26 protein-coding genes are annotated in these 22,834 nt (G+C 48.2%); 6 read left to right on the top strand and 20 right to left on the bottom strand.

Annotated features, from left to right (window positions below; all coding sequences use genetic code 11):
• Positions 1-156 precede the first annotated feature (156 nt).
• Positions 157-1,326 carry a hypothetical protein gene (locus LLG96_17745; GenBank protein ID MCE5252051.1) on the top strand — a complete coding sequence of 390 codons (1,170 nt, stop codon included), beginning with the start codon at positions 157-159 and terminating at the stop codon, positions 1,324-1,326.
• Positions 1,327-1,602: 276 nt separating this feature from the next.
• Positions 1,603-2,604, top strand: a complete 1,002-nt coding sequence (locus LLG96_17740; protein MCE5252050.1) for an aldo/keto reductase — start codon at positions 1,603-1,605, stop codon at positions 2,602-2,604.
• Between the two features lie 59 nt (positions 2,605-2,663).
• On the opposite strand, the gene LLG96_17735 is transcribed toward LLG96_17740, so the two are convergent.
• Genes LLG96_17735 through LLG96_17720 form a run of 4 tightly spaced genes read right to left on the bottom strand, consistent with a single transcriptional unit; the run spans position 2,664 to position 6,251 of the window.
• A complete protein-coding gene (locus LLG96_17735; GenBank protein ID MCE5252049.1) occupies positions 2,664-4,418 on the bottom strand; it encodes a pilus assembly PilX N-terminal domain-containing protein in 1,755 nt (584 codons plus the stop codon).
• Between the two features lie 6 nt (positions 4,419-4,424).
• Entirely contained in the window at positions 4,425-5,306 is an 882-nt protein-coding gene (locus LLG96_17730; protein ID MCE5252048.1) for a prepilin-type N-terminal cleavage/methylation domain-containing protein, read from the bottom strand.
• 40 nt (positions 5,307-5,346) lie between these two features.
• Positions 5,347-5,775, bottom strand: coding sequence for a prepilin-type N-terminal cleavage/methylation domain-containing protein (locus tag LLG96_17725; GenBank protein MCE5252047.1), 429 nt, complete (start codon positions 5,773-5,775; stop codon positions 5,347-5,349).
• Complete coding sequence (locus LLG96_17720; GenBank protein ID MCE5252046.1) at positions 5,772-6,251, bottom strand: prepilin-type N-terminal cleavage/methylation domain-containing protein; 480 nt, start codon at positions 6,249-6,251, stop codon at positions 5,772-5,774. Before LLG96_17720 ends, LLG96_17725 begins: the two co-directional genes overlap by 4 nt.
• Positions 6,252-6,630: 379 nt before the next feature.
• On the opposite strand from LLG96_17720, the gene LLG96_17715 reads away from it, so the two are divergent.
• Positions 6,631-7,542: a PfkB family carbohydrate kinase gene (locus LLG96_17715; protein MCE5252045.1), complete on the top strand. Its 912-nt coding sequence runs from the start codon at positions 6,631-6,633 to the stop codon at positions 7,540-7,542.
• A gap of 545 nt (positions 7,543-8,087) precedes the next feature.
• Here LLG96_17715 and LLG96_17710 read toward each other — a convergent pair.
• The 14 genes from LLG96_17710 to LLG96_17645 form a co-directional block, all read right to left on the bottom strand.
• Complete coding sequence (locus LLG96_17710; protein ID MCE5252044.1) at positions 8,088-9,572, bottom strand: aldehyde dehydrogenase EutE; 1,485 nt, start codon at positions 9,570-9,572, stop codon at positions 8,088-8,090.
• 25 nt (positions 9,573-9,597) lie between these two features.
• Complete coding sequence (locus LLG96_17705) at positions 9,598-9,870, bottom strand: BMC domain-containing protein (protein ID MCE5252043.1); 273 nt, start codon at positions 9,868-9,870, stop codon at positions 9,598-9,600.
• A gap of 395 nt (positions 9,871-10,265) precedes the next feature.
• The gene (locus LLG96_17700) at positions 10,266-10,538 is read right to left on the bottom strand and encodes a type II toxin-antitoxin system HicB family antitoxin (protein ID MCE5252042.1); all 273 of its coding nucleotides are present in this window, start codon (positions 10,536-10,538) and stop codon (positions 10,266-10,268) included.
• Positions 10,539-10,595: 57 nt separating this feature from the next.
• Complete coding sequence (locus LLG96_17695) at positions 10,596-11,375, bottom strand: class II aldolase/adducin family protein (protein ID MCE5252041.1); 780 nt, start codon at positions 11,373-11,375, stop codon at positions 10,596-10,598.
• Positions 11,376-11,460: 85 nt separating this feature from the next.
• Entirely contained in the window at positions 11,461-12,639 is a 1,179-nt protein-coding gene (locus tag LLG96_17690) for an acetate/propionate family kinase (protein MCE5252040.1), read from the bottom strand.
• Between the two features lie 87 nt (positions 12,640-12,726).
• Entirely contained in the window at positions 12,727-12,993 is a 267-nt protein-coding gene (locus LLG96_17685) for a EutN/CcmL family microcompartment protein (GenBank protein MCE5252039.1), read from the bottom strand.
• Between the two features lie 51 nt (positions 12,994-13,044).
• Entirely contained in the window at positions 13,045-13,773 is a 729-nt protein-coding gene (locus LLG96_17680; GenBank protein MCE5252038.1) for an RpiB/LacA/LacB family sugar-phosphate isomerase, read from the bottom strand.
• Between the two features lie 24 nt (positions 13,774-13,797).
• Entirely contained in the window at positions 13,798-14,067 is a 270-nt protein-coding gene (locus LLG96_17675; GenBank protein ID MCE5252037.1) for an ethanolamine utilization protein EutN, read from the bottom strand.
• Between the two features lie 92 nt (positions 14,068-14,159).
• Positions 14,160-14,708 carry a BMC domain-containing protein gene (locus tag LLG96_17670; protein MCE5252036.1) on the bottom strand — a complete coding sequence of 183 codons (549 nt, stop codon included), beginning with the start codon at positions 14,706-14,708 and terminating at the stop codon, positions 14,160-14,162.
• Entirely contained in the window at positions 14,705-16,081 is a 1,377-nt protein-coding gene (locus LLG96_17665) for an SLBB domain-containing protein (GenBank protein MCE5252035.1), read from the bottom strand. The genes LLG96_17670 and LLG96_17665 overlap by 4 nt, the downstream gene beginning before the upstream one ends.
• Positions 16,082-16,083: 2 nt before the next feature.
• On the bottom strand, positions 16,084-16,398 hold the full coding sequence (locus tag LLG96_17660; GenBank protein MCE5252034.1) for a EutN/CcmL family microcompartment protein: 315 nt from the start codon (positions 16,396-16,398) through the stop codon (positions 16,084-16,086).
• 101 nt (positions 16,399-16,499) lie between these two features.
• Positions 16,500-16,865 (bottom strand): BMC domain-containing protein, encoded by a 366-nt coding sequence (locus tag LLG96_17655; GenBank protein ID MCE5252033.1) that lies wholly within the window; start codon positions 16,863-16,865, stop codon positions 16,500-16,502.
• A 26-nt stretch (positions 16,866-16,891) separates the two neighbouring features.
• Entirely contained in the window at positions 16,892-17,158 is a 267-nt protein-coding gene (locus LLG96_17650; protein MCE5252032.1) for a BMC domain-containing protein, read from the bottom strand.
• A 41-nt stretch (positions 17,159-17,199) separates the two neighbouring features.
• Positions 17,200-17,928 carry a phosphate propanoyltransferase gene (locus LLG96_17645; protein MCE5252031.1) on the bottom strand — a complete coding sequence of 243 codons (729 nt, stop codon included), beginning with the start codon at positions 17,926-17,928 and terminating at the stop codon, positions 17,200-17,202.
• A gap of 478 nt (positions 17,929-18,406) precedes the next feature.
• Here LLG96_17645 and LLG96_17640 point away from each other — a divergent pair, with 478 nt between their 5' ends.
• Complete coding sequence (locus LLG96_17640; protein ID MCE5252030.1) at positions 18,407-19,213, top strand: DUF3047 domain-containing protein; 807 nt, start codon at positions 18,407-18,409, stop codon at positions 19,211-19,213.
• A gap of 98 nt (positions 19,214-19,311) precedes the next feature.
• Here the strand turns inward: LLG96_17640 and LLG96_17635 are convergent, their stop codons facing one another.
• On the bottom strand, positions 19,312-20,094 hold the full coding sequence (locus LLG96_17635; GenBank protein MCE5252029.1) for a hypothetical protein: 783 nt from the start codon (positions 20,092-20,094) through the stop codon (positions 19,312-19,314).
• 129 nt (positions 20,095-20,223) lie between these two features.
• On the bottom strand, positions 20,224-21,591 hold the full coding sequence (locus tag LLG96_17630; GenBank protein MCE5252028.1) for a right-handed parallel beta-helix repeat-containing protein: 1,368 nt from the start codon (positions 21,589-21,591) through the stop codon (positions 20,224-20,226).
• A gap of 324 nt (positions 21,592-21,915) precedes the next feature.
• Here LLG96_17630 and LLG96_17625 point away from each other — a divergent pair, with 324 nt between their 5' ends.
• Together LLG96_17625 and LLG96_17620 are read left to right on the top strand one after the other, a co-directional pair.
• Positions 21,916-22,362 carry a single-stranded DNA-binding protein gene (locus LLG96_17625; protein MCE5252027.1) on the top strand — a complete coding sequence of 149 codons (447 nt, stop codon included), beginning with the start codon at positions 21,916-21,918 and terminating at the stop codon, positions 22,360-22,362.
• A 191-nt stretch (positions 22,363-22,553) separates the two neighbouring features.
• A partial coding sequence (locus LLG96_17620) for a hypothetical protein (GenBank protein MCE5252026.1) occupies positions 22,554-22,834 on the top strand: 281 nt, incomplete at its 3' end.

Raw genomic sequence — 22,834 nt, 5'->3', positions numbered from 1 at the left:
GCTTCGGTGGTTAAACAGTGACATAAGATTGTGTCATGCCGAACTTGTTTCGGCATCTATTCCAAATATCAGTATCATTATTTATTCGCCGGAGCAGTAATCAAAAAATGGTAGATCACCGGATAATGGATTCTTCCGCAGAAAGGGAGAGACATCATGCCAGAGAACATAAAAAATGCGTCGAGACGCAGATTCCTGAAAATCGGATCCTCGATGATCCTTGCAAGCTCTGCTCCATTATCAGATGCAGAGGTTCTTTTCAAGCGTAAGTCACCCGCTTCAAGGGAACTGCTCGAAGTCGGGCTCATCGTCGGTGCAGGCGGTCAATCGAACGGTATATGGGGCAAATTCCTCAATCCGCCGGAAGGAGAAGTCAGGCGAACCGGTATGATTTTTACCAGGGTATGGTCAGCCGATCCGAAGTTTGCTGAGGGATTCCGCAACAGATTTGGTGTCGAAATCGTAAAGAGTTTTGACGACATGGTGGGCAAGGTGCACGCGATGTTTGTTGATGACTTCTTTGCGACAGCTTATGATTACAAGCTTGCACAGCCATATCTGGAAGCGGGAATACCCACGGTTATAAGGTGTCCGCAGGCAGATTCGATGCTGAAAGCCCGTGACATGGTGAACCGTGCGAAGAAAGGCGGAGCGCCGCTCATGACCGGATCGGACTGGGAACACCTGAAGGAAGTCCATATAGTCAGAAATAGAGTGAAACCCGGGGAGATCACCGGCTATGAGGCGTGGAATTCCAGCGCGGATTACTATTCGCATGGTATTCATGGTTTGTGGTTTGCATACGCGGCTGTCGGGGGAGGTATCCACTCGGTAGCGTTCAAGACAAAAGACTGGCGCACCGGCGTAAATCCGCATGATCCGGAAAAAAGCGGTATAACCTATGTGCTATATAAGGATCGTGGCAAAGGACCGTTTATCGGCAAGATAAATGAAGGACAGATGCCGGGAATAGGCGGGAATAACTGTGCGATCATATTGCAACCGGGAAACCAGACTTATATCAACTACTGGGTAGATGAATGGGCGCGTAGTGAATTCGAATGGCTGCCCATGCTTCACCGCATCCAGTGGATGTTTGAAACGGGGAATATGTACCAGTCATATGATGAGATACTTGAAAAGACCGCCATGTTCATTGCGGCATTCCGCTCTTACCTGGAAATGCAGGGCGGGATGGTATCGCTCGATGCACTGCCGGAAGACTGGGCTATCGGGTCCCCGTACCGTGATGCAAAATCGAAGGAATATATAGAGCCCTATATCAAACTCTTCGGAAAGGAAAAGGGCGTTATTCAGCCAATGTAGGGAATAGTTCAAAGTATTCCTGCTTCGGTTTTATCGTGATTATTCTCCTGCATCGCTCAAAACATTCCCTTCAGGAGGTCGGTGAAAAAGTTTTTTTTTTCATTTGCCCTCCTGACCCAGATTTATAACAACCTTTTTCTACACACAAGAAAGGTGTCGTTCCCTCACCTCTTGATCTCCTCCCCCATGAATGGTAGAGGGGGATTGGGGAGTGAGGATAGAAAGCGAGTGGAAATTCTTGAATAGATCAGTCCAAATATTCGCGAGGTTGAAAACATGAAACGCAGATCTTTTTTGAAAGGTATCAGCGCCGCGTCGACAACGCTGTCTTTTACCGGTTGTTCTATCATACCAGGCAGGAAATCTAAAAAATTTAAACTAAAGGGGGAGGTACCGAAACGAACGCTCGGTAAAACAGGCATTGAAGTGTCTGTTCTCGGATTCGGCTCACACCTGAAAAAAGAGCTTATCGCAAATCCTGAATACCGTGACAGGATGATTAAACTGGGTTTCGAGGGCGGAATCAATATTTTTGATGTTTATGAAGATGGTGGATTCAAGCAGTTTAAACCTATGGGGAAGAGCCTCAGAGGTGTTAGAAAGGATGCGGTTGTATCGCTGTGTATTGAGCGGGCGACCGACAAGATGCAGGATGAAATCGATGGCGCGCTTACTGATTTTATCACCGATTATATTGACCTGTATAGACTTTATGCCGTAGATGACGAACGGTACACGATTCTGGAAAAAAACAAAAAGGCCGGAAAGATCAGAGCGATCGGTGTCGTTGCCCACGATGAACCGACAATGATGAAGTATATTGACCGGTACGGAGATACTCTCGACTATGTCATGATTATTTATAACTTCCATCATAACAGCGGATTCAGCAGCAAGAATTATCCCGACAACGATTATTCCTCACTTATACCCCGCTGTGAGAGTCTGAATCTCGGCATCCTCGGTATCAAACCGATGGGGAGCGATGCGATGATCGAGCTCGCCTCCAAAAAGGGATTCTTTAAAGACAAAAAGGCTCATATTGCCCAGGCTATGCTGCGTCATGTGTATAATACAAAAGAAATCGATGCAACCATGCCCGCTATGAACACCATTGAAGAAGTCATAACAAATCTTGAATCGGCGTATAATCCGGCCCTGTCACAATATGAAATAAGCCTGTTGAATAAACTGAGCGCTGCAGCGGCATCGACAAGGGGAGCGTACCTGCCGGATAATTATAAATGGCTCGAAAACTGGGCAACGAGAACGGTATAAACAAAGAGGGGAGAATTCATCTCCCCTCTTTGTTATCTTCAGATCATTTTTTCCGTATATCAGAATGGCGCCCAGGAAGTGATGTGCCCGATGAGCGGCGTAAAGGGCGGCTGCCCCGATGGTGTTCCAAGGTCGGGATCGTACGAGTAAACACGGGTCGGTGGATTATAGCCCGTTTTTCTGACCCAGGCAAGCTGGCCGGGCTGGATACCGCTGTTATTAAGATTTGCACACATTTCAGCACCGGTGAGATGTACAACCGAACCGTATTTCGTCAGCGTTTTTCCGCTCCAGTTTTCAAGAAGATCGTCAACATTCGCCCAGGGATCGTTTTTATATGAAAGGGTCCCGGGAGGAGAATGGTAGCCGGCGGCGGTTTTAGGCGATTCGGGAGAATAAATCGTAACCCCGCTTGCATCGTACGCGTTGTTATCGTCACGGTCAACGTAATTGTATTCGTCGATAGTAGGCGCTCCGTCGACCAGTGCGGCGTTGATGGTCGTGTTTACAGCCACCGTATCGGGCGATGTCGTTGAATGAGCATCGGGAAACCGTAAGCTCATATGATAGATACGGTGTTTGGTCATGATCGAGGCGCCTTTTTTATTGATGACATTGAAATTACCATGAGTATAAATCGTTGAATTACTTGCCACCATCAGTTTTGTCAGCAGCGAGTCGGCATTTGAGAGACGGACGGGGGTCGAACAGTATATCAGTCCGTTTACGGGCCAATCAGGAGAGGCTATCAAAGCGGCGATATTAATATCTTCCACAGTAACCCATAACTGCTCGTTATAATTGAAGATATTTTTTGATGTTGCCCATGCTTTTGTTGTATGGGTCGTATTCGTGATATGCAGGTCTGCTTCCTGATCGTAATAACCGCCAGGATCGAGATTCTGAACAGGCGGCGGTGATTTAAATGCCACCTTGTCGCGAACGACGCCGCCCCACAGTGCATGTGCTCCGAGAGTTTTATCGTTCCAGTCCGCATGGAAGGAATCGAAAGCAATACCTTCCGACCCCCGGGGTGAACCGGGCATCATCTCAACCCAGACACCGGAATCCTGTTCGTTCTTTGTTATAAGACAATGGCCGGTGCTGCTTACATCGGGTCTGCCCCACGCATCCCTGCTTCTGACCATCGAGCCTGTTGCCGTTACGGAAGATGAATTGATTTTCAGCGTCGAACCATCGGGGCGTATGAACATGTTACCATTCGCATGAACCTTACCGCGTATCTCCTGGGTTGCCCCGCGGACGAACTCCCCGAGATCTCGTGCTGCAAAGTATGAAAACTGGAACATCGGTTCTATTTCACCTTTCGCCCTCGTGCGCCTGTGGATGGTGTCATACCATCCCTCAGATTCGATGACAAAGGCAAAGTTCGAAGTATAGTATATGCAGAATTTAAAACCATGCGGTTTGTCGGTGTTCCACATCGGATCATAGGTTTTCGAGGAATCCCATTCCCATACATAATAACCGTCCGCATCGACATAGTAATTTGAAAGACCGGTCGATATGAGATTATCTCCTGATGCAGGGTCTTCTTTGTCAATGGTATGGGTCGTTTTAACAAATCCCGCATTTATCATTTCACGGTAAGCCACCTTTATGCCGGTTTCAGACATGTTGACAGCCTGAACATTCTTCTCGTAGTTTCTTGACATGGCGGAATTCGTCTGCGAACTGGTCATCACCCCTATCCCGAGAACGGTAAGGGTCATGAGAATCACCAGTACAAGCACAAGCGCAAACCCACGTTCACCGTCATGTTGAGATATGTCGTTTTTATCGAATTGAACCATTCCGGTTTATCCTTTAACTACGATATTCTGTGGTATTATATTGCTTTTCATCTCCACCCGTTTGTAGCTGTCCCCATATGCAGGATCGGTATAGTTTCGGACAGGTTCCGGTGTTTTTGCACGGATCGTTATTTCAACGACACGGATATCATATATCTCATCAACAGTAACTTCATCCTGCCATGCCCCGCTTTTCATCTGGAACCGAACCTGGAAATCATCGACATCCCCTAACAGAATCTGGGCCGGGTAAGCCTGATGTCTCAGCATCAGATTCGTTCTTCCCTGGTCATCGGTATCGACAAAAAACTGGTAGTAGCCGATGATGGTAAGGTTACTTCCCTCGGCATACCGATGATCGAGCTTCTTGTCATCATTCCACGGAAGATATTCATCATGCCAGACATGCAAATCCGTTTTATCGGTAATCATGAAAATTTCCGAATATGTCCCATCGGAAATAACAGCCAGGTCTCCGATTTCAATTTCGGATGTGTCATCGAGCATTTCCTGCGATCCCGCATTACCCCATGGCTGTGTTGTCGTAATGTTAACCGATCTGAACGTTCCCATAATCGACAGGGAATCCGGAGCGCCGTTTGCTCCGTTCACCGCTTCGATAACCGCCCACCCGGTTGTTGTCGGTACACCGTTGCCGGCCAGTTTCACATGATCGGTGAGGAATTTCATCGCCCATCGTAATTCCTGTTGCATCTCCGCGATCTGACGGTTTTCCGTAAGACTGTAAACCTGCGACGACAAAAACTGAAAAGCAAGTGTTACCAGAATCGCGCTGATGGTCATCGCCACAAGGAGCTCGACAATGGTCATTCCGCGCTCGCCACGATTCCACGGAATGGTTTTTTTGCGATGCTCAGCATTATTCATCAAGCATTTCTCCCTCATATCATATTTTTGCATGATATCATCAATTCGATGGGTCTATACATGCCGCAGTGAGAATAACCTCTTCCATATCTGCGGTGCTGTCAGCCTCTGAACCCACAGGTACCCATCGTACAATCGATGTAATCATTTTTGACCGCGGAATCGGTCTCAGATCATCGATGATCCAGAACTGGAAGAAAAATCCGCTCGAATCCCCCGTCGCATTGACCGGATTTAAAGGATTTTCATACTCTCCCGCAGCCAGGTTCGGGCTTGCATAACCATCATTGAGCAGCTCCTCTATCTTGTTCTGGGCAAGAATAACCGCCTGAGTATGACGCTGACTGTAAAAGTTATTCCTTACAACGCGCGAGATGACCGAGGATATGATTGCAACACCGATAACAAGGATCAGTGAAGCCATGATGACTTCGATTAATGTGAAACCATTTTCAGAGCGGATTTTCATAAATTCGTCTCCCTGATTCTCCCCGTCAGAAACGTAATCTCGATCATAGTCGAATCCACGGAACCGTTCGTGACCATAATCTGTCCCGTATAAACACCGGAAGGCAGGCAGCTCTTTTTGAGCTGACCGAATTCATTAAAAATAACGAGGTCATTCTGGAACGTTATCGTACTGAAAGAAATTCCATCTTCGAGATGATTGGTTGCGCCCCTGATTTCATTATCCCCTTCCGGATCACGGATAAGATAAAAATCACCGTTGGTATTGAACTGGACGCCATACGGCTCGGCATCGTTCACAGCCTTCATGCGGGCGGTATAAAGCGATGCGGTCACTGTCGAGGTGCTTTTACGAAGCTTGTCCTTGCTGAATACAAAATCGAGAGACGGGATTGCTATAGTCACCATTATCCCGAGAATGACCATCACAATCATAAGTTCAACAAGAGAAAAGCCTTTTACATTTTTCGCCGTCATTTTTTCAACTCTCTTTCACCCCTTCATCTGTATTGTACATCTTTTTTTTACAAATAAAAGTGATGTATGTAACAAAATGAGACAAAAAAATTCAAAGTAAAACAAAAAAACGATTTTTTTCCTGCCTGCAAACAATAAAACCTTAACAGAATACAGTTTTTCAACTTTGTTCAAATACAGGATATTACCATGATTTTCGGCAGAATTCATAACCCTTCCCCTACAGGGTGACCTGGAAATCTTTTATTATAAATTCGCAAAAAGTATGCCGTAAATAATTGATTGTCTTGAATGCCGCATTTTGGTTATTTTCTTCATTGGAAACACATGATGACATGTATCGGTTCCTTAATTACTTCTTTCTCAGGATTATTACGCTATGATCGCTGCGATAGGTATAGCCGTTCTGGACATTATTATGGTTATGGACGGTTTTAAAAACGGCGAAGGATCATTTTACTGTGACAGGCTCACATCCGAGGGCGGCGGAATGGCTGCCACCGCTCTCTGTGCAGCAGCGAAACTCGGTTCCCGGACACGGCTCTTTACGCGCATCGGTGACGATATGGTCGGACGTTATATTCTGGACAGTGTTCACCGTTTCGGTGTCGATACCACCGGCTCGGTCACTGTCCGGGGGAGAAACACAACGTGCGCAGTGGTATTTGTGGACTCTGTGACCGGAGAAAAACAGTTCTTTTCGGAACACACAAAACCAGCGTTCACTGATCCTCTGCCACTCGATTGTTCATTGCTCGAGGGTACGGAGGTTCTCCTTGTGGATGGCCACTGGATAGATGGCGCCATCGAGGGTGCCCGGTGGGCAAGGTCACGGGGAATTCCCGTGGTTGCCGACTTTAAAAGAATGTATCCCGGGCTTGAACACCTCATGCCATTGATTGATTATCTCATAATTCCGGAATTTTTTGCCCATGAAATTACGGGTGAAACCGTTCCTGAATCAATGCTGAAAAAACTTGCCTCCATTCATCGGGGAATTCCTGTCATTACCGGGGGTGTTCAGGGCGGAGCTTATCTGTCAGGAGAAGAGATTAAACGTTTCAGACCGTTTCTAATCGAGTGTGTTGACTCCACGGGAGCGGGTGATGCGTTTCATGGCGCATTTTGTCATTTTCTCTCAAAGAGCCTTACCCTTGAACGGTGCCTCGAACTGTCATCGGCTGTAGGGGCACTCAATTGCCGGGCGCTGGGAGGAAGGAACTCTCTGCCTTCACGGGATGAATTGAAACAATTTCTTATCAAGCATGGTGTGGATTCCGAGTTTCCATAAAATCACGAACCATGTTGACTTTGTATTCATTTATGTTATACTATACATGACAAAAAGAATGTCCATCATTCGAAAAACAAACAGGTGAGGAGGGTTTTTTTATGGGGCATAGAAGACTTCGTAAAGCAGAAATCCGTCAGCGCCGTCAACGAAGAGAACAACGACGCAAAGAGAGAAAAAAAGAACTCATTTTGAAAGCTCAGTCAAAAAAAGATAAAATGAGTTGAAACTTTTTTTAATCCCGGGCATCCAATTATTCAGGTCGGCACTATAATTCACTACCGATCTATGAACCTCCCTTTCGAAGCCCCGGTTTCCAGATAACCGGGGCTTCTTTTTTTACTGAAGCACATCTGTCGGCACATCGCAGTATTGCTCCGGTGAATAAGCAGTGATATCGGAGACATCATCCTGAACTTGATTCGGCATCCAGTATAATATTAATATCGATATTTATTCGCCGGAGCAATAAAAAAGCGCACGGAAACCAGATATTCCGTGCGCCGGTCATTTTATTTCATACCATGAATATCATGGAGTGATTCTCATACAAAACGGAGACTTCCTGCAACCGCCAGCCTCCTGATTCTGCAGAAATTCACCGGTGAAGTGACACCCTCTCCGGTCGGGGAAGCAATGGTAAACGCCATGTACGCTTCACCGTCATCAGGACCGTCACCCTGGTTGCTGTACCCGTTTGCAACGACAATGGTCGTATTCATCGCCACAGCAAAGGTCGTTATACGGTTCATGTCCTTTGAGTGAATGAGCGCTGTATGCCGGTACCCATGTTCCGCTTCCAGACAGCATTTCAAACCATCATCGAAATTCTTGACCTTGACAACCGGGAGCAGCGGCATCATCTGCTCCTCCTGAACCAGCAGGTTGTCCTTGGTGGTCTCGGCAAACAGGAGCCGTGTCCCTTCGGGAATATTTACTCTGACCAGATCGGCGAGGTATCCTGCACTCTTCCCCACCATTTCCCGGTTCAGTACATGGCCGCCTTTTTCATTGGATATAAACGCCTTTTGTGTCAGGAGATTCATATGAATCTCATCGATCCTGAAACCGCCGGCCTTTTCCATTGCAAGCATGAACCGGTCAAAAACCGACTCTACAACAAACACTTCTTTTTCGGCAATGCAGAGAAGATTGTTGTCGAATGTGGCTCCCCTGATTATATCGACGGCGGCTTTTTCAATATCAGCCGTCTCGTCGACCAGCGCCGGAGGATTCCCCGGTCCGGCGGCAATAACCTTTTTATTGGTTGCCATAGCGGCTTTAACTACTCCGGGCCCGCCGGTTATCGACAGCAGAGCGACATCAGGATGTTTGAACATGATGTTGGCCGTCTCGATAGTCGGATTTTTTATACAGGTAAAGAGATTTTCCGGAAAACCTCCCGCCACAACCGCTCTGTGATAGGTCTGGAGCGCATATGCGCTCACCTTTTTCGCACTGGGATGGGGATTGAAAACCACCGTATTTCCCCCGGCAAGCATGATAATAGCATTATTAACCAGTGTCGGAACCGGGTGAGTGGATGGTGTAATCGCCCCGATGATACCGAAAGGCGCAAACTCTTCGAGTGTAACACCCTTCTCCCCTGACCATGACCGTGAAACAAGGTACTCCGTACCCGGGGAGTTTTTAGCACAGTTACGGTGCTTGAGGATTTTATCCCTTACATTACCCATGCCGGTTTCTTCGACAATCATCTTGCTGAATTCTTCGGCTTTATCCAGGGTAACTCTCCGCAGAATACCGATAAGACGCTCACGTTCCCTGATACTGAATTTCTTGAACTCCTCAAAAGCTCTTTTGGAAGCCGCTATCGCATCTTCCATACGGTCAAAAACGCCGTCCTGTCCCCGTATTCCTGCAGTTGGCGACACGGCGGCCACAGACGGTGCGGGCATGGAAGGCATAATGGCGGACGGTGATGTTTTCGGAAGACTCCCGCCGGATGACGATGCCACCGAAGCAACAACCGATTCCACGATTTTTCGTATCTGTTGTTCATCAATCATAATTCAACCTCACATGACTCGCGTATTATATCATCTGCTCCAGATCCTCATGAGGACTCGCGATAACCTGTGTCGTTATCACTTCTCCCACACGGGCTGCTGCTTCGGTTCCCGCCTCAACGGCGGCTTTGACTGCTGCAACATCACCACGAACCATGACAGCAATATAACCGCTGCCGGTTTTCTTGTATCCCTGAAGGCTCACCGAAGCAGCCTTGAGCATGGTATCAGCGGCTTCGACCGCACCGATGAAACCTTTTGTTTCGATAAACCCTATCGCTTTTCCTGTAGAAGCCATTGTCTCCTCCTGTGAAAAAAGTCTGCATGTATTAATAAATCTATTCCCATATTCTATCAGATAAAAGATATGCCTTGAACCACGTTTACAGTTTTATCATGAAACTCCTGTATAACCAAATCCTAATCTTTCACTGCATTTTTATAACAAACCTCCCTATAATAACTGATATTCCTGTTATATTTTCTCTAAAAGAGAGAAAAATTCCTCTCGTCCTATTCCCGCTGTTCTGCGATTATTTTTAATTATAAATACCGGCAGTTCTTTACAGTCAGCTATGATTAAAGGTCTGGTAATTCCTTCTTTTGTATACACCCAATGGTCTCCCTCGATTCTAACACACTTAAATCCGGCATACTCGAACACCTTGCGTAATTTACTGGCTGAAATGGGAGTTATTCTGGGCATATACTAACAAATTCCGTTGCGACAAGCCTTGGAGGAAACCACCGTCCCCCAGCGTCTTTTCTATACCCTGACTCACCAAGAACATCTTCAAGAGTACCCATTTTTTCTGCCTCTTCGAGAAAAAGACAAACCGCCGTTTTAAGCATCTCCTTCGCATGGTCAATTGTATTTCCGCAACTGGAAATATCAAGCTCCGGACAATAAGCTACATATATCGTATCTTCCTTGAAAACAATTATTTCATAATCAAGCGGTATCACGGGTATCTTCCTTTTAATACGGACAGGCTCTCTACACTATTATCTTTCAGTCTTTTTTTATTGGTTTTTCATTTCTTTCATAATCTTTGTCGTTATTTCCGTCACAAGATCCTCGTATTCGGATTTTGTTGTCAGCTCGCAGCTCTGGGTGCCGTAACAGGTTCCGCAGTTCAGGCAGGCAGTTCCGCCGATTTTAATGCCGAACTGCTCCCTGATAGTCTCGAGTTTCTCGACATTCTGCCTGCTCAGGGGCTTCATCCCGCCGAGCTGGTGAGCGGTCAGAGAGATCATGGCAAAATGCTCCACACTTTCCATCTTGTAATAGGCGTTCATAACATCTTTCCCGACAGTCATGGCGCCATGATTGGCAAGCAGAATGGCATCATGACACTTCACAAGACCGATAATGGAATCCGAGAGCTCCGTTGTGGAAGGTGTTCCGTACTGCGCAAGGGGAATGATACCAAGGGATATGATAATCTCGGGCAGGGTCTGGAAATCGAGCGGAATGTTGGCGACTGCATACCCGGTGCAGACCGGCGGATGAGCATGGAGAACCGCCCTGATATCATCGCGCTGCTTGTAGGCTTCGATATGGATTTTACTTTCCGAGGAGGGTTTCAGATATCCTTCCCGCACATTCCCGTTCATATCGATCTTCATCAGCATATCCGGAGTCATGAATCCCTTTGATACCCCGGTGGGTGTCGTTATGATGAATTCGTCACCCATCCGTGCGCTGATATTGCCGTCATTTGAAGCTACCCAGCCTTTGAGCCAGACACGCCTTCCGACCTCGCATATCTGTTCACGAAGCTCTTTTTCGAGGTTTTCCATCCTGTTCCCCTGCCTTTATTATTCATTGCCGCGTGATCGGATTTTCTTCGCTGCGGCATTCATTTTTTCACACACAGTGCTCACTTCAGGAAATGACCCGCATTGTTTCACGGGCAACGATGATTTCTTCATTCGTTTCGAGAACAAGCGCCGCAATCCGGGAATCCTTCGCATCGATCCGCTCACTGTTCGCCCTGTTCGCCTCGATATCGAGCCTGAATCCGAGAAATCCGAGCGACGAGAGCACCTCGGCGCGGAGCTCATGATCCTTCTGCCCCGTTCCGCCGGTGAAACAGACGGCATCGACACCTTCCATGAACAAAATATAAGCGCCCATATAGAACTTGATATCATAGATGTATTTATCACGGGCCAGCTGAGCCCGTTTACTGCCTGCACCGATCGCCTCGATAACATCCCTCATGTCGCCCGATGTGCCGGAAATACCCTTTAATCCGCCATTCGAGCCAAGCTCGCGGAACGCATCTTCCATGCTTATCCCTTTTTTCTTCATGATGTACGGGATAATATACGGATCCATATCCCCGGCGCGGGCAGCCTGAATAAGCCCCGTCTGCGTGCTGAAACCCATGGACGTATCGATTGCGACTCCATTCCTGTATGCGCACACAGAGGACGAACCACCGAGATGGCACGCAACTATCCGGTGATTATCCGGGGCGAGATCGAGTATCCGGACAGTCTCTCCGGTCACATACCGCAGTGACGCGCCATGATAGCCGTACTTACGGATGCCATATTTTTCAAACCATTCATACGGAGTCCCGTACACCTGTGCATATTCCGGCCTGCCCGTATGAAATCCCGGCTCAAACACTCCCACAAGCGGTTTCGAGGGCATAAGCTCGCCGAACATCCGTATCGCTTCGAGGTAGGGAGGATTATGGGCCGGCGCCATGTCGATGTACTCCTCCATGGCCTTGATCACTTTCTCCGTAAGGAGAACCGAGCCGTTTTCCTCTCCTGCCTGTACCGTCTTGAAACCGACCGCATCGATTTCGGACAGATTGCCGATAATCTCCGTGGTAAGAAAATCAAGCCCGCGCCGTACCGCCTCACGCTGATTTTTGACCGGGCGCTCTTCATCGACAACAAGGCCATCCATGCCGCGGTAAAATCTGCCGCGCGCATTATCGGAACCCACACGCTCGATATGACCGCGGGCCATTACATGCTCGCCCGCCATGTCGATAAGCTGAAATTTGAACGATGTAGAGCCTATGTTGCAGACAACGATTTTCATAAATACCGGTTTATGGTCTGTAGTTTCTGGTTTATGGTTTGTGGTTAAAACCGTGCCGAGTTCTTCTTTTGCTGAATTTAAATTCTATTACATCGCAAGATCATCGACGATTGCAAGTATATTGGCGTCGGAGCCGGTCATGACGGGATAAAACGCCATCGCAGACTCCGGTCCTCCCTCATAGAGAACAAGCTGTCCCTCGCCTGCACCGATATAATCGAATGTAATGATAAGTTCTCCCGGTTTACCGACATCCCTGACATCCACTTCCTCCATTACCCGGATTTTTTTCCCGGCAAGAGCCGGAAGGGTCTTGTTCAGTACCAGCGTTCCCCGAACCCGTCCTGTTTCCATGCCTGTCCCTCAGAATGATTTCAAGATTTCATACACACGATTCATACCACCTTACAGCCCGGTAAATCCTGAAATTATCGCTTCGGGATTTGATGTCGAATCGAGTACGATTACGTTTGCGCCGATATCGATACGGGCGGCACGGGCTTCCATCGTATCCCTGCAGTGTACCGCACGGATGCGGGAATTACGGTTGGCGAATATCGGTGCCTCCATTCCGGTGTTTTCCAGGCAGATACCAAAATTCACCGATCCGCTCGCCACGGCTTCCGCAACCTTTTTGACACCGGCTTCATACGTTCCTCCGGTAGCATCCTTTACACCCAGATGTTTTGCTGCCAGGAGGGTTTTCAGCATTGAGCCGTCCCCCTTGAAATCCGGAGAAACGGTCAATGCAACCGATACGCCGTCTGCAGGAGCCTGTGCATGGTCAGCTTTCTGCCCGGAAGCCGGGGCCGTCCGTGAAATGGTTATTTTTTTCTCCCTGGCGTAATCAACCGCAAGCGGAGTTATCACAGCCTTCGCACCAACCGTTATAGCCTGCCCTTTGTAAGGCTCCAGGTCCTTCTGGGTAATTACCTGCTTACCGCTCATATCGGTTATTCCGATTGCCGAAGACGGAACAACCGCAGCAGTAGGCCCGCCAGCCGTCTGCACGGGAGAAGGGGGTAGCGCCGATATCTGTTTTCCCCCGTCTGAAGCGCCGACCGTTATACCGCGCTGGGCAAGAACCCGCTTGACCTCACTGATAATCGCATTAACAAGTTCATCCTGATTCATAGTATACCCGCTTGATAATGTCCGTTAACGCTCAATAATATCATCTATTATACCGCACAGCCACGCCCGCTGGGGGACTGTGGGATTATTATGCATCTCCTGTGACCCGATACCATCCCAATTGAGGATCACACGGTCACCCTTGCCGGAACAGGTGAAATCGACAACCACCTGCGGCCTGCCCTCGGGTTTACCGTGTGAATCGAGAACCTGGACTATCATGAGCTTTTTCCCCTCGAGGCAGGGGTGTTTGATCGTCGATACGACACTTCCAAGAACCAATCCCTCTCTCATTCCTGTCCTGCCGCCTCTCTCATCCGTTTATTTGATCCTGCGAACTTTACAATTCCTTCTTTACAAAAAACTTTTCTCTTGATAACCGCCGTTTACATCAGGTGGGGAATCAGTTCCTTGTTCACCGAAGGAATCACGACTGATGCGATGAGAACACCGCGATCCCTGACACCCTCGAGAGCGGCGTCCATGGCAGAACGGACATTCTGCACGGTGCCGGTCACGATTACATACGACTTCCCCGCCAGGCCTTTCCCAAGCCTGAGCTCGACGATTTCGACATCGGATGTTTTCACCATCGTATCGGCGCCCTCTATCGTCGCGGTCATGGTCATAGTCTCAAATATCCCGAGTGCATCGCCGAGACCGGTAATATCGGGACCGAAGAACGCTGACAAAACCTTGTCGTCAATACGGGGCAGAATGAGCGAGTCGAGAAAATTGAAATCGGCTATACCCTTAGCGAGTTCCACCGCCTCCTTGACCGCTCCGACATCGCCGGTGAACAGAATCTGATAACGACCCGGACAGTTAGGCGCTGCGAGCAGGATTTCAATCGCCGTGTTCTTCGATATGAGGTCTGCGGCTTCGATACCTTTTCCAACGCTGATATACTCAAGAAAGCCGATACATGAGCTCATGATGCGGTACTCCCGATAACGATACAATTGTCCAAAACTTCTTCAACACGGCCATCGATTGATGCATGCACCCGCGCGCCGAGAGCGCCATCGGGAATTTCGCCGATCAGGTCCCCGGTTCCGATCGTATCGCCGACTTTCACAACCGCCCGCGCCGGAGCGCCCAGATGCTGACGGAGCGGTATCCGAACTTTCCGGGGTTTAAGCGAGCCGAGCGGTTCGAAATCGGTATGAATGAGATACCGTTCGAGATCGAGCTTCCGCGCATATGTGAGCGCGGGAAGTTTCCGGTACTGGAACATCTGGCCGTCGGACACGGGCATTTTCGAAAAATCGAACTTAAGACCCGCCCGCCGTATAGCATCGCGCACAAGGGCATACACCTTGTTAGGTGCAAGCCCGAAAATACAGGCATACTGTTCGCAGACACCGCACTGGCAGCAGAGGAGCGATTCGAATACCATCCGTTCGCTGAATGCATCAAGGTCATGCGCCTCGATTTTCCGGATGATTTCATCGACAAACCATGAATACGACATCATCCTGGCCGGTGAAATCGAATGCCCTATCGCGTTCCTCGGGCAGAGAATGGTGCATTCCTGGCAGGTGCAGCACATCTTCGCCCGGAGCTTCGTCACACGGAGCGGCTCGCGTTTGAGCCGTATCATCGTGTGATTCGAGGGCAGAACGATGACTCCGCCGATTTTTTTGTCGATGCTGTCGTTCGCACTGCCGACAGGCCCCATGATCGGACCGCCGAGAACGATTTCGTACTCCGGCACCATCACCCCGCCTGCATGGGAAATCAGGTCGCCGACCGATGTTCCGATGGGAACCTCGACCGTAACGGGCCGTGCTACCTCGCCGCCAACCGTGACATACCGCGAGCTCACCGGTCTGCCGTCGAGCGCATCCGCAATCTGCCGGAGCGTGGCGACATTGCTGACCGTCACCCCGGCCATGAACGGCAGTCCGCCCTGAGGTACCATCCTGCCTGTCACCTGGCGGATAAGTACCAGTTCATCTCCGGCCGGATATGTGTTATCGAGCACGGCAATCTGCAGGGAGGGTTTCCCTGCAATCGCTTTTCGGAATGCCCCGATCGCAGCGGTATTTTTATCCTTGACACCGATGATACCTCTCGAGGCTTCGACCTGCTCCATGGCTGCTTCCAGACCGCGGACTATATCGGCGGCCCTCAGCTCCATGAGATGCTTGTCGGCTTCGAGTATCGGTTCGCATTCGGCGCCGTTCGCAATATACGTGTCAACCTTGTTGCCCAGCTTGACATGAGTAGGGAAACCGGCACCGCCTGCGCCGACGACTCCGGCATCGCGAACCAATGAAATAATATCCACTGCCGCCTGCGCCACCGTCAATCACCCTTCCTGTAAACAGTATTCGCTTCGATGGTGATCGAGTCGACAATCCCGATAATAAGACCGTCGGTGGGAATGGTCGCGGTAATATCGGTCATACGGGCCGATGAGCCCTGAACAACGAGTACGATTTCACCGCGTCCGGCGCCGATGGGATCATTCACCACGAGAGTGCTGCCGGTGGGAATGACTGCGCTGCCCTTTGGATCATTGGTAATACGCTGAACTTCCACGAGAAGAAATTTCTGTCCGACAAGGCGGTTCACCTTGACCGAAGAGACAATCTCTCCAATTACTTTTCCAACAACCACGATTCAACCTCATTGCAGAGTCAGATATTCCGGTCGCCGCAGTACGGCCGCCGGAAAGATACGTTCGGGTACTCAAACATTTTCAACCATGTGCCCGTCCTTTATACACCCGGGCTTTTTTTCTGATCACCCGCAGCGGGTGAAGCCTTCGGTGCCGGGCGTTTTGGCGCGCTTTTTTCAGTGACCGGCACTGCCTGGGCGCTGTCGCCAAAAAAGGCTTCCATGTCGGTATGAGGGCTCGCTATCACCTGCGCCGCAACCACCTGTCCAATCGCAGCCGCGGAACCGGCTCCGGCGTCCACCGCCGCCTTGACTGCGGCAACATCACCGGTAAGTACGACCAACACGAGACCGCTGCCGGCGCGCATCTGAGTCATGAGGGACACATTGGCCGCCTTGAGGGCCGAATCGGCAGCCTCGACAGCAGCGACGAATCCCTTAGTCTCGATAAATCCCAATGCTTGCATATGTTTTCCTCCTGTTGAACCGGCTCTTACTTGAAAAGGCCGTCAAGTTCCTCGTGGGGACGGGGAATAATGTGTGAGGAAACAAATTCGCCGACATTTTTCGCAACACTGGTTCCCGCTTCGACCGCTGCCTTGACAGAGCCGACATCACCGGTGATGACCGTGGTTACAAAACCGCCGCCGATACCGACCTGCTTGAGTAGTTCCACGCTGGCGCTCTTGAGCATGGCATCGGTCGCGATTGCAAGACCCGTAAACCCCCTGGTTTCCAGTAGTCCGATTGCTTTCTTCATTGCGTAAAAACCTCCATGTAATGTGGTGTTATTGTATCGTATCAGTCTTTGATAATCTCAACTTCCTGACCGCAGTTTATATCAGCTACATTTCCTTCATCGGTATCGAGGTGTACTTCCAGACGGGTTTTATCGTTGATCCGGATCACGACATTCTCGAACGTAACTCCGGAAGGACCGCCGACACGGAGCTTGACAATGTCTCCGTCCTTGAGACCGAATAATTCCGCTTCCTGTGAATTCATGTGAACATGTCTCATGGCGCGGATGCAGCCCTCCGAAAGCTCGACCACTCCCTTGGGGCCGATAACAGTGATGGGCGCCGACCCTGCGAGATCCCCCGACAATCTCAGGGGTGCATCGATACCCAGAAAAATCGCGTCCGTCTTCGCGAGCTCCACCTGCGTTCTGTCCCTCAGGGGACCGAGAATTCTCACCCGCTCAAGGAGCCGTGTCTTGGGACCGATGAGCGCCACTGTCTCCTGTTCTGCATGTGTTCCGGGCTGATAGAGTTCCCTCATATGATGGAGCTCGGCACCGGGGCCGAACAGTTTTTCAAGGTGTTCTCTGGAAAGATGAACATGCCGGACAGAGACCCCGACAGGTATCCTCTTGGGATTTATCGAGAGCCCCTGTGCCTTTCCCTGTGCCTCCCCCGACACTCCCTGCGACGGGGTGGCGGAATTGATTCTCTCAAATACCTCGCGGACAATTCGATTCAGAATTTCCTGATCGATTTGAGGTGTCTGACTCATACCACGTGTATTCATGCCTCAATCCTTGCTGTTCACGGGATTTCATTAATAAATTAAAATCAGTTGTTTACCCGTTATACTCACTCAAATGAATGAGTAAATGAGAAAACCGATCCGGATTGAACTTGTAATATACTATAGTAACTTCTATTATACAATAATCAGCGTAAAAAAATGCAAAAATATTACCGAATTTCAAATTTTTATATCCAAATGAAAACGGAAAAAACGATTTCCTGTATCAAATGAAAACGAATAGTGAAGATTTTAGTATTGTCAGACATATTTACTGGACATATCGTTTCCGAACTTCTATTTTAAAAAAACCATGGAAACAGTAATTCCAAAACCAAAATTAATTTTATGTATCGACTCACTGCGTTCCATACTCAATATACAATAACAGGCAATCGTTCTGAAAGAATAAAGTACAGAAAAAAACAAATATTCAATCCCTGAAAGAAATCTCTATATACCAGTGAAGGAAGATTTCATGAAGAACCACATACATGGAACAGCCACACCAAGAGTAAATTCGACTGCATTTCAATCCTTTTTCATAATGAGATATCTCGTTCCTTTTATCGGTTTTCTTGGCATCGTCCTGTTTCCACCGATTATTACAGCCCGGGAAGATACCATTACGATTGTGGATTTTTCACAGTTATCATCCGACAGGCTCCCCGAAGACTGGATACAGGTTCTCCCCAAAAAACAGAAAGCCTATACTGATTACAGCATCATCAATGACAGTTCCGGTTCAGGTCTCAGGGTACGCGCCGGGGGAACCGGCTCGTGGATCGAAAAAGACCTCGGTCAGATCAGTGTTTCGGAGTTCCCCTTCATGGAATGGACATGGATGGTATCACTCTTTCCCGAGGTTGAATGGGAAGAGGAAAAGCCGCAGTACGATTTTGCGATCCGTATCGAGCTTGTCTATGATTTCAGAGGAAGCCATTACAATATCCTGAACATCATCAGAAAAGGGCTGATACGATCGATTATTTCAAAATATCCGCCCGAAGCGGTCATCAGTTATGTCTGGGCGCATAACGTTCCCGCCGACGAACCCTTTATCAGCCCCGAGAATAAAAGAACTGTCGTGATACCGGTCGAGTCAGGTAAAAGTATGCAGGGGAAATGGATACACGAACAGCGAAATATTCAGGACGATTTCAACCGCTTTATCGGAAACAAGCGTATTGCTCTGCGAAAAATCAGGATCATGTCCGATACCGACAACTCGCTGACGAATGCGGAAAGCGGCCTGAAAGAAATCGTGCTGAAACGGAAAGAATGAACGGGCTGCGTTCAAAAAGTCCCTCTGGGAATTCCCTGTGCCTTCCGCTCCGCCCCCTGGTCCCGTAATGAATCCGTGCTGCAACCGGGTATCCGCGCTCAGAATGTCTTATGATATGAGAATCTGAGCTCACGGGAAGGTTCGGGTTGTTCGTCAAGATAACCGGAGATATCCTTTTTGGTGTTGCGGAGTATGTTCTTTACGTCCAGTTCCAGGGTGAATGCACCGCCGAGATGCCATTTCAATGCACCGTTCAGATAGCCCCTGTTCGATGTGATACTTTTGTTTTCATTATCGTTCGTGGCAAAATCGTACTCACCGCACAGTTCAAATGCATGACCGATATCTTTATCGATTCCGGCCCAGAACGAGGGGTCCTTGTCCCCGTCATCGTCCTCGAAGGAATAATTGACTCCCCCGTGAAAACCGAGGTCGCCCAAAAGGCGATAATTTCTGGATACGACAAGATATACACCCCGTGACTTGGTACGGAAACGGTTGAGTTTCGCGCCCTTGATATATGGGCCGTAACCCTGTGAATCGAAGCCGATGGAAACCGCAGGGCTGTTGAGCGATTCCTCGATAACACGGATACGGAGCTGAAACGCCGCGTGAGGCTGCCAGGTGACTCTCCCGGCGCCTATGACACCGGCTCCGCTGTAGGAACAACCGATCCCGATGAGGTCAGTCACCGCGACACTCGCCGTCTGGGTCACACCGCCGCCATCAAACAGGTGGGTTTCGAGCATGACGGTTTTTGATGGTAACGACCCCGCTGTCGGCGCATCAACGATTCTCTGGGGAGTGAGTGTCTGGCCGTAAAGACCGGGAGAAATCATGAATACCGCAAGCGCAGTACATATCGAAAGTCTGGTATACAATAAATGTCTCCTTCAGGAAGGTCGGCGCTATTATAAATTCCAACATGTACCATGAATATAAGGATTCTACCTTATATTCACATATATATTACTCAACATTACTCAACTTTCCGACATAAGAAAATTGAGTTAAGGATCAGTAACTATCTGAAGTTTATTATCAGAACTTTTAGAATTGTCCAGAATGGCATTCTCCGGATGACCGCTGATCTTATTATTAATCATCTGTACCCGCGTTACACCGGGCTCGAGAAGCACGGCATTTTTCTGTAAACGTTCGTCCCCTTTACGGGTTTCCCTGATTGTATTATTCTCGATCAGGATATCATGAGTTATACCCGAAATATATATTCCGCAACCTTTTTCAGCATACCCTGCCAAGCCGTTATTCTCGATAATATTGTCAATAATTCTGGTGCGATGAGCGCCGTTTGGTTCTGTCTTTGTTCGGAAATGAATACCATGTTTGGCATTTTCATAAACATGATTTCTGGCTATCAGGTTATCGGTATCCTTATGACCGATTGATATTCCGTTGCGGTCCATACGAATGCCATTTTGATAAACAACATTATCAGTAAATTCACTCTCCCTCACTCCCCAGCATATATACAGCCCATCAGAACCGTTATGATGCATGACACATCGCCGGACAACTGTCCATGGGCTATGAGACCCCGGATGAATTCCATGATGTGAATTATAAGCTCCTTCACAATCCTCCAGAGTTGTATGCTCGGAGGTTATAATAAGAAAGCCATCACCATAATTATTGACAGATTTAACATTCCGAACGAGACAATTTTTTGTCCGGTCAAGGCACAAACCACCTGTCCTGATTTCCTTCCATCCTTTATCATTGTCTACTTTTGAATCAATGGTTAAACCTTCTATTGTTGTATTTTCTATTTCATACCCGTAAATCAAAGGGAAAATATTGGTAACCAATGCTCCCTGACCTTTACCTTCAAAATCTGCAGTAAAATCAAACTCAATGTACCCGTTTAAAAAGAGGACACCATTCTCAATGCGTGTAATGGTTAATGGTTTTGTTACCATATCATTCAGTAATGTATTATCACAGCAGACTATTCCCATCCCCACTTTAAAAAGCGATGGATCCCCGGGCGTAACCTCTTTTTGTCCTATGTCGGCATCCACTGATAACGGACATGAAACTAACGGCGCATGTTTTAAAACCGTCTTCTCACGATCGCCGATTAAATGAATATTTGACCGCAAACGAATCGCGTCAATCAGAATATATTCTCCCGGTAGAATACGAACCGTTCCGCCGCCTCTTTGATATACCATATCAATAGCTGCCTGGATAACACGATTATCCGAGCCTGTGATATCCGCATTATTCGATCCGACAGTTATTACATTTTCCTGGGTTTTTCCAGTTTCTGTTGATTTTTGTTGTCCATCCGAGACAAAAGGTATCCCGGCAATCAGCATCGCCAGCAAAAGCGTCTTTAAACAATGTTTTTTCATTGTTATGATTACTCTTTAAATTTTTTGGAATATAACTATGATAATCCGGCAAAAAGCAACTCAATACTATTTTATAGTATTTCAGCCGGGATTCCCCATATATAAAATTCGGTAATGGTTATTTATATAGTCAGTGCATGCAAAATACACGGGCGGTTACTCACTGTCAAGAGGTTTGGAAAAGGTTACCCGTAAGCTCCGGATGGAAAACTTTCGATAGGCAAAAATTATTGTTTGACTATCAACGGTGTTTTTGATATTCTTACGAATAGTATGACAAAACAGGAAAATGCATATGATACTGCGAATAAAAAGGAGGATATAATGGCTCGCGGGCTTAACAAGGTATTACTGATAGGAAACCTCGGCGCAGACCCTGAAATCAAATATGCCACCAACGGAAACGCCATTGCAAACCTGCGTGTTGCCACAACGGAATCGCGGAAAAACCGCGAAGGCGAACGTGAAGAAATAACCGAATGGCATCGTGTCGTCATGTTTGGCAGGCAGGCCGAGCTGTGTAAGGATTACCTCAAGAAAGGAAGCAGAGTTTATATCGAGGGTCGTCTTCAGACACGGTCATGGGATGACCAGAGTGGTAAGAAAAACTATATGACGGAAATTGTCGGCTTCATCATGCTCATGCTCGATGCCAGAGGCCAGGAAGCATCCCCCGCGCAGGCAGAACGTCAGGGAGGATCATCCTTCGATTCCGGTCAGGCTTCCTCGACACCCGATTTCCCTGAAGCAGATGATGATCTCCCGTTCTGATCGATATATAATACCAGTCTTGACAGTCGTTTCAACCGGGCAGGAAGACGTGAGATCATGATACGCGGGTATTTCACCATGGCTCATGGTTTCCGGTATCCCGGCAAGCGGATTCGGAAGTCTGATTTTTCCCGTCTCAGGATAATGTGTCGTTATTCCCATAGAAGCGTTACGTATTCCGGAGATACCAGATGACCTATCTCGCGGGACTTATTGCTGTTTCGGTTATTATTTTCACGATACGTAAATACGGAAATCGCATACCGGTTATTCCACCGCTTCGTAATCTCGGATTCTTTAAATTTCACTACATGCTGTCGGGAGTTGCCCTTGCATTCATTTTTCCCGATGATTTCATGCCACTTTTCGAGCCGGTACGTATCACCGTTCTCATTTTCTGCCTCGGCTGGATAGGCCTGTATTACGGATGCGGCCTCGAATTACGGGCGCACCAGCGGTTTTCATCCCGTAT

It is taken from the genome of bacterium, assembly GCA_021372535.1.
In the GTDB taxonomy this organism is placed as follows: domain Bacteria; phylum Latescibacterota; class Latescibacteria; order Latescibacterales; family Latescibacteraceae; genus JAFGMP01.
The sequence above is the reverse complement of the archived record's forward strand: the minus strand, read 5'-3'. Positions and strand labels throughout refer to the sequence as shown.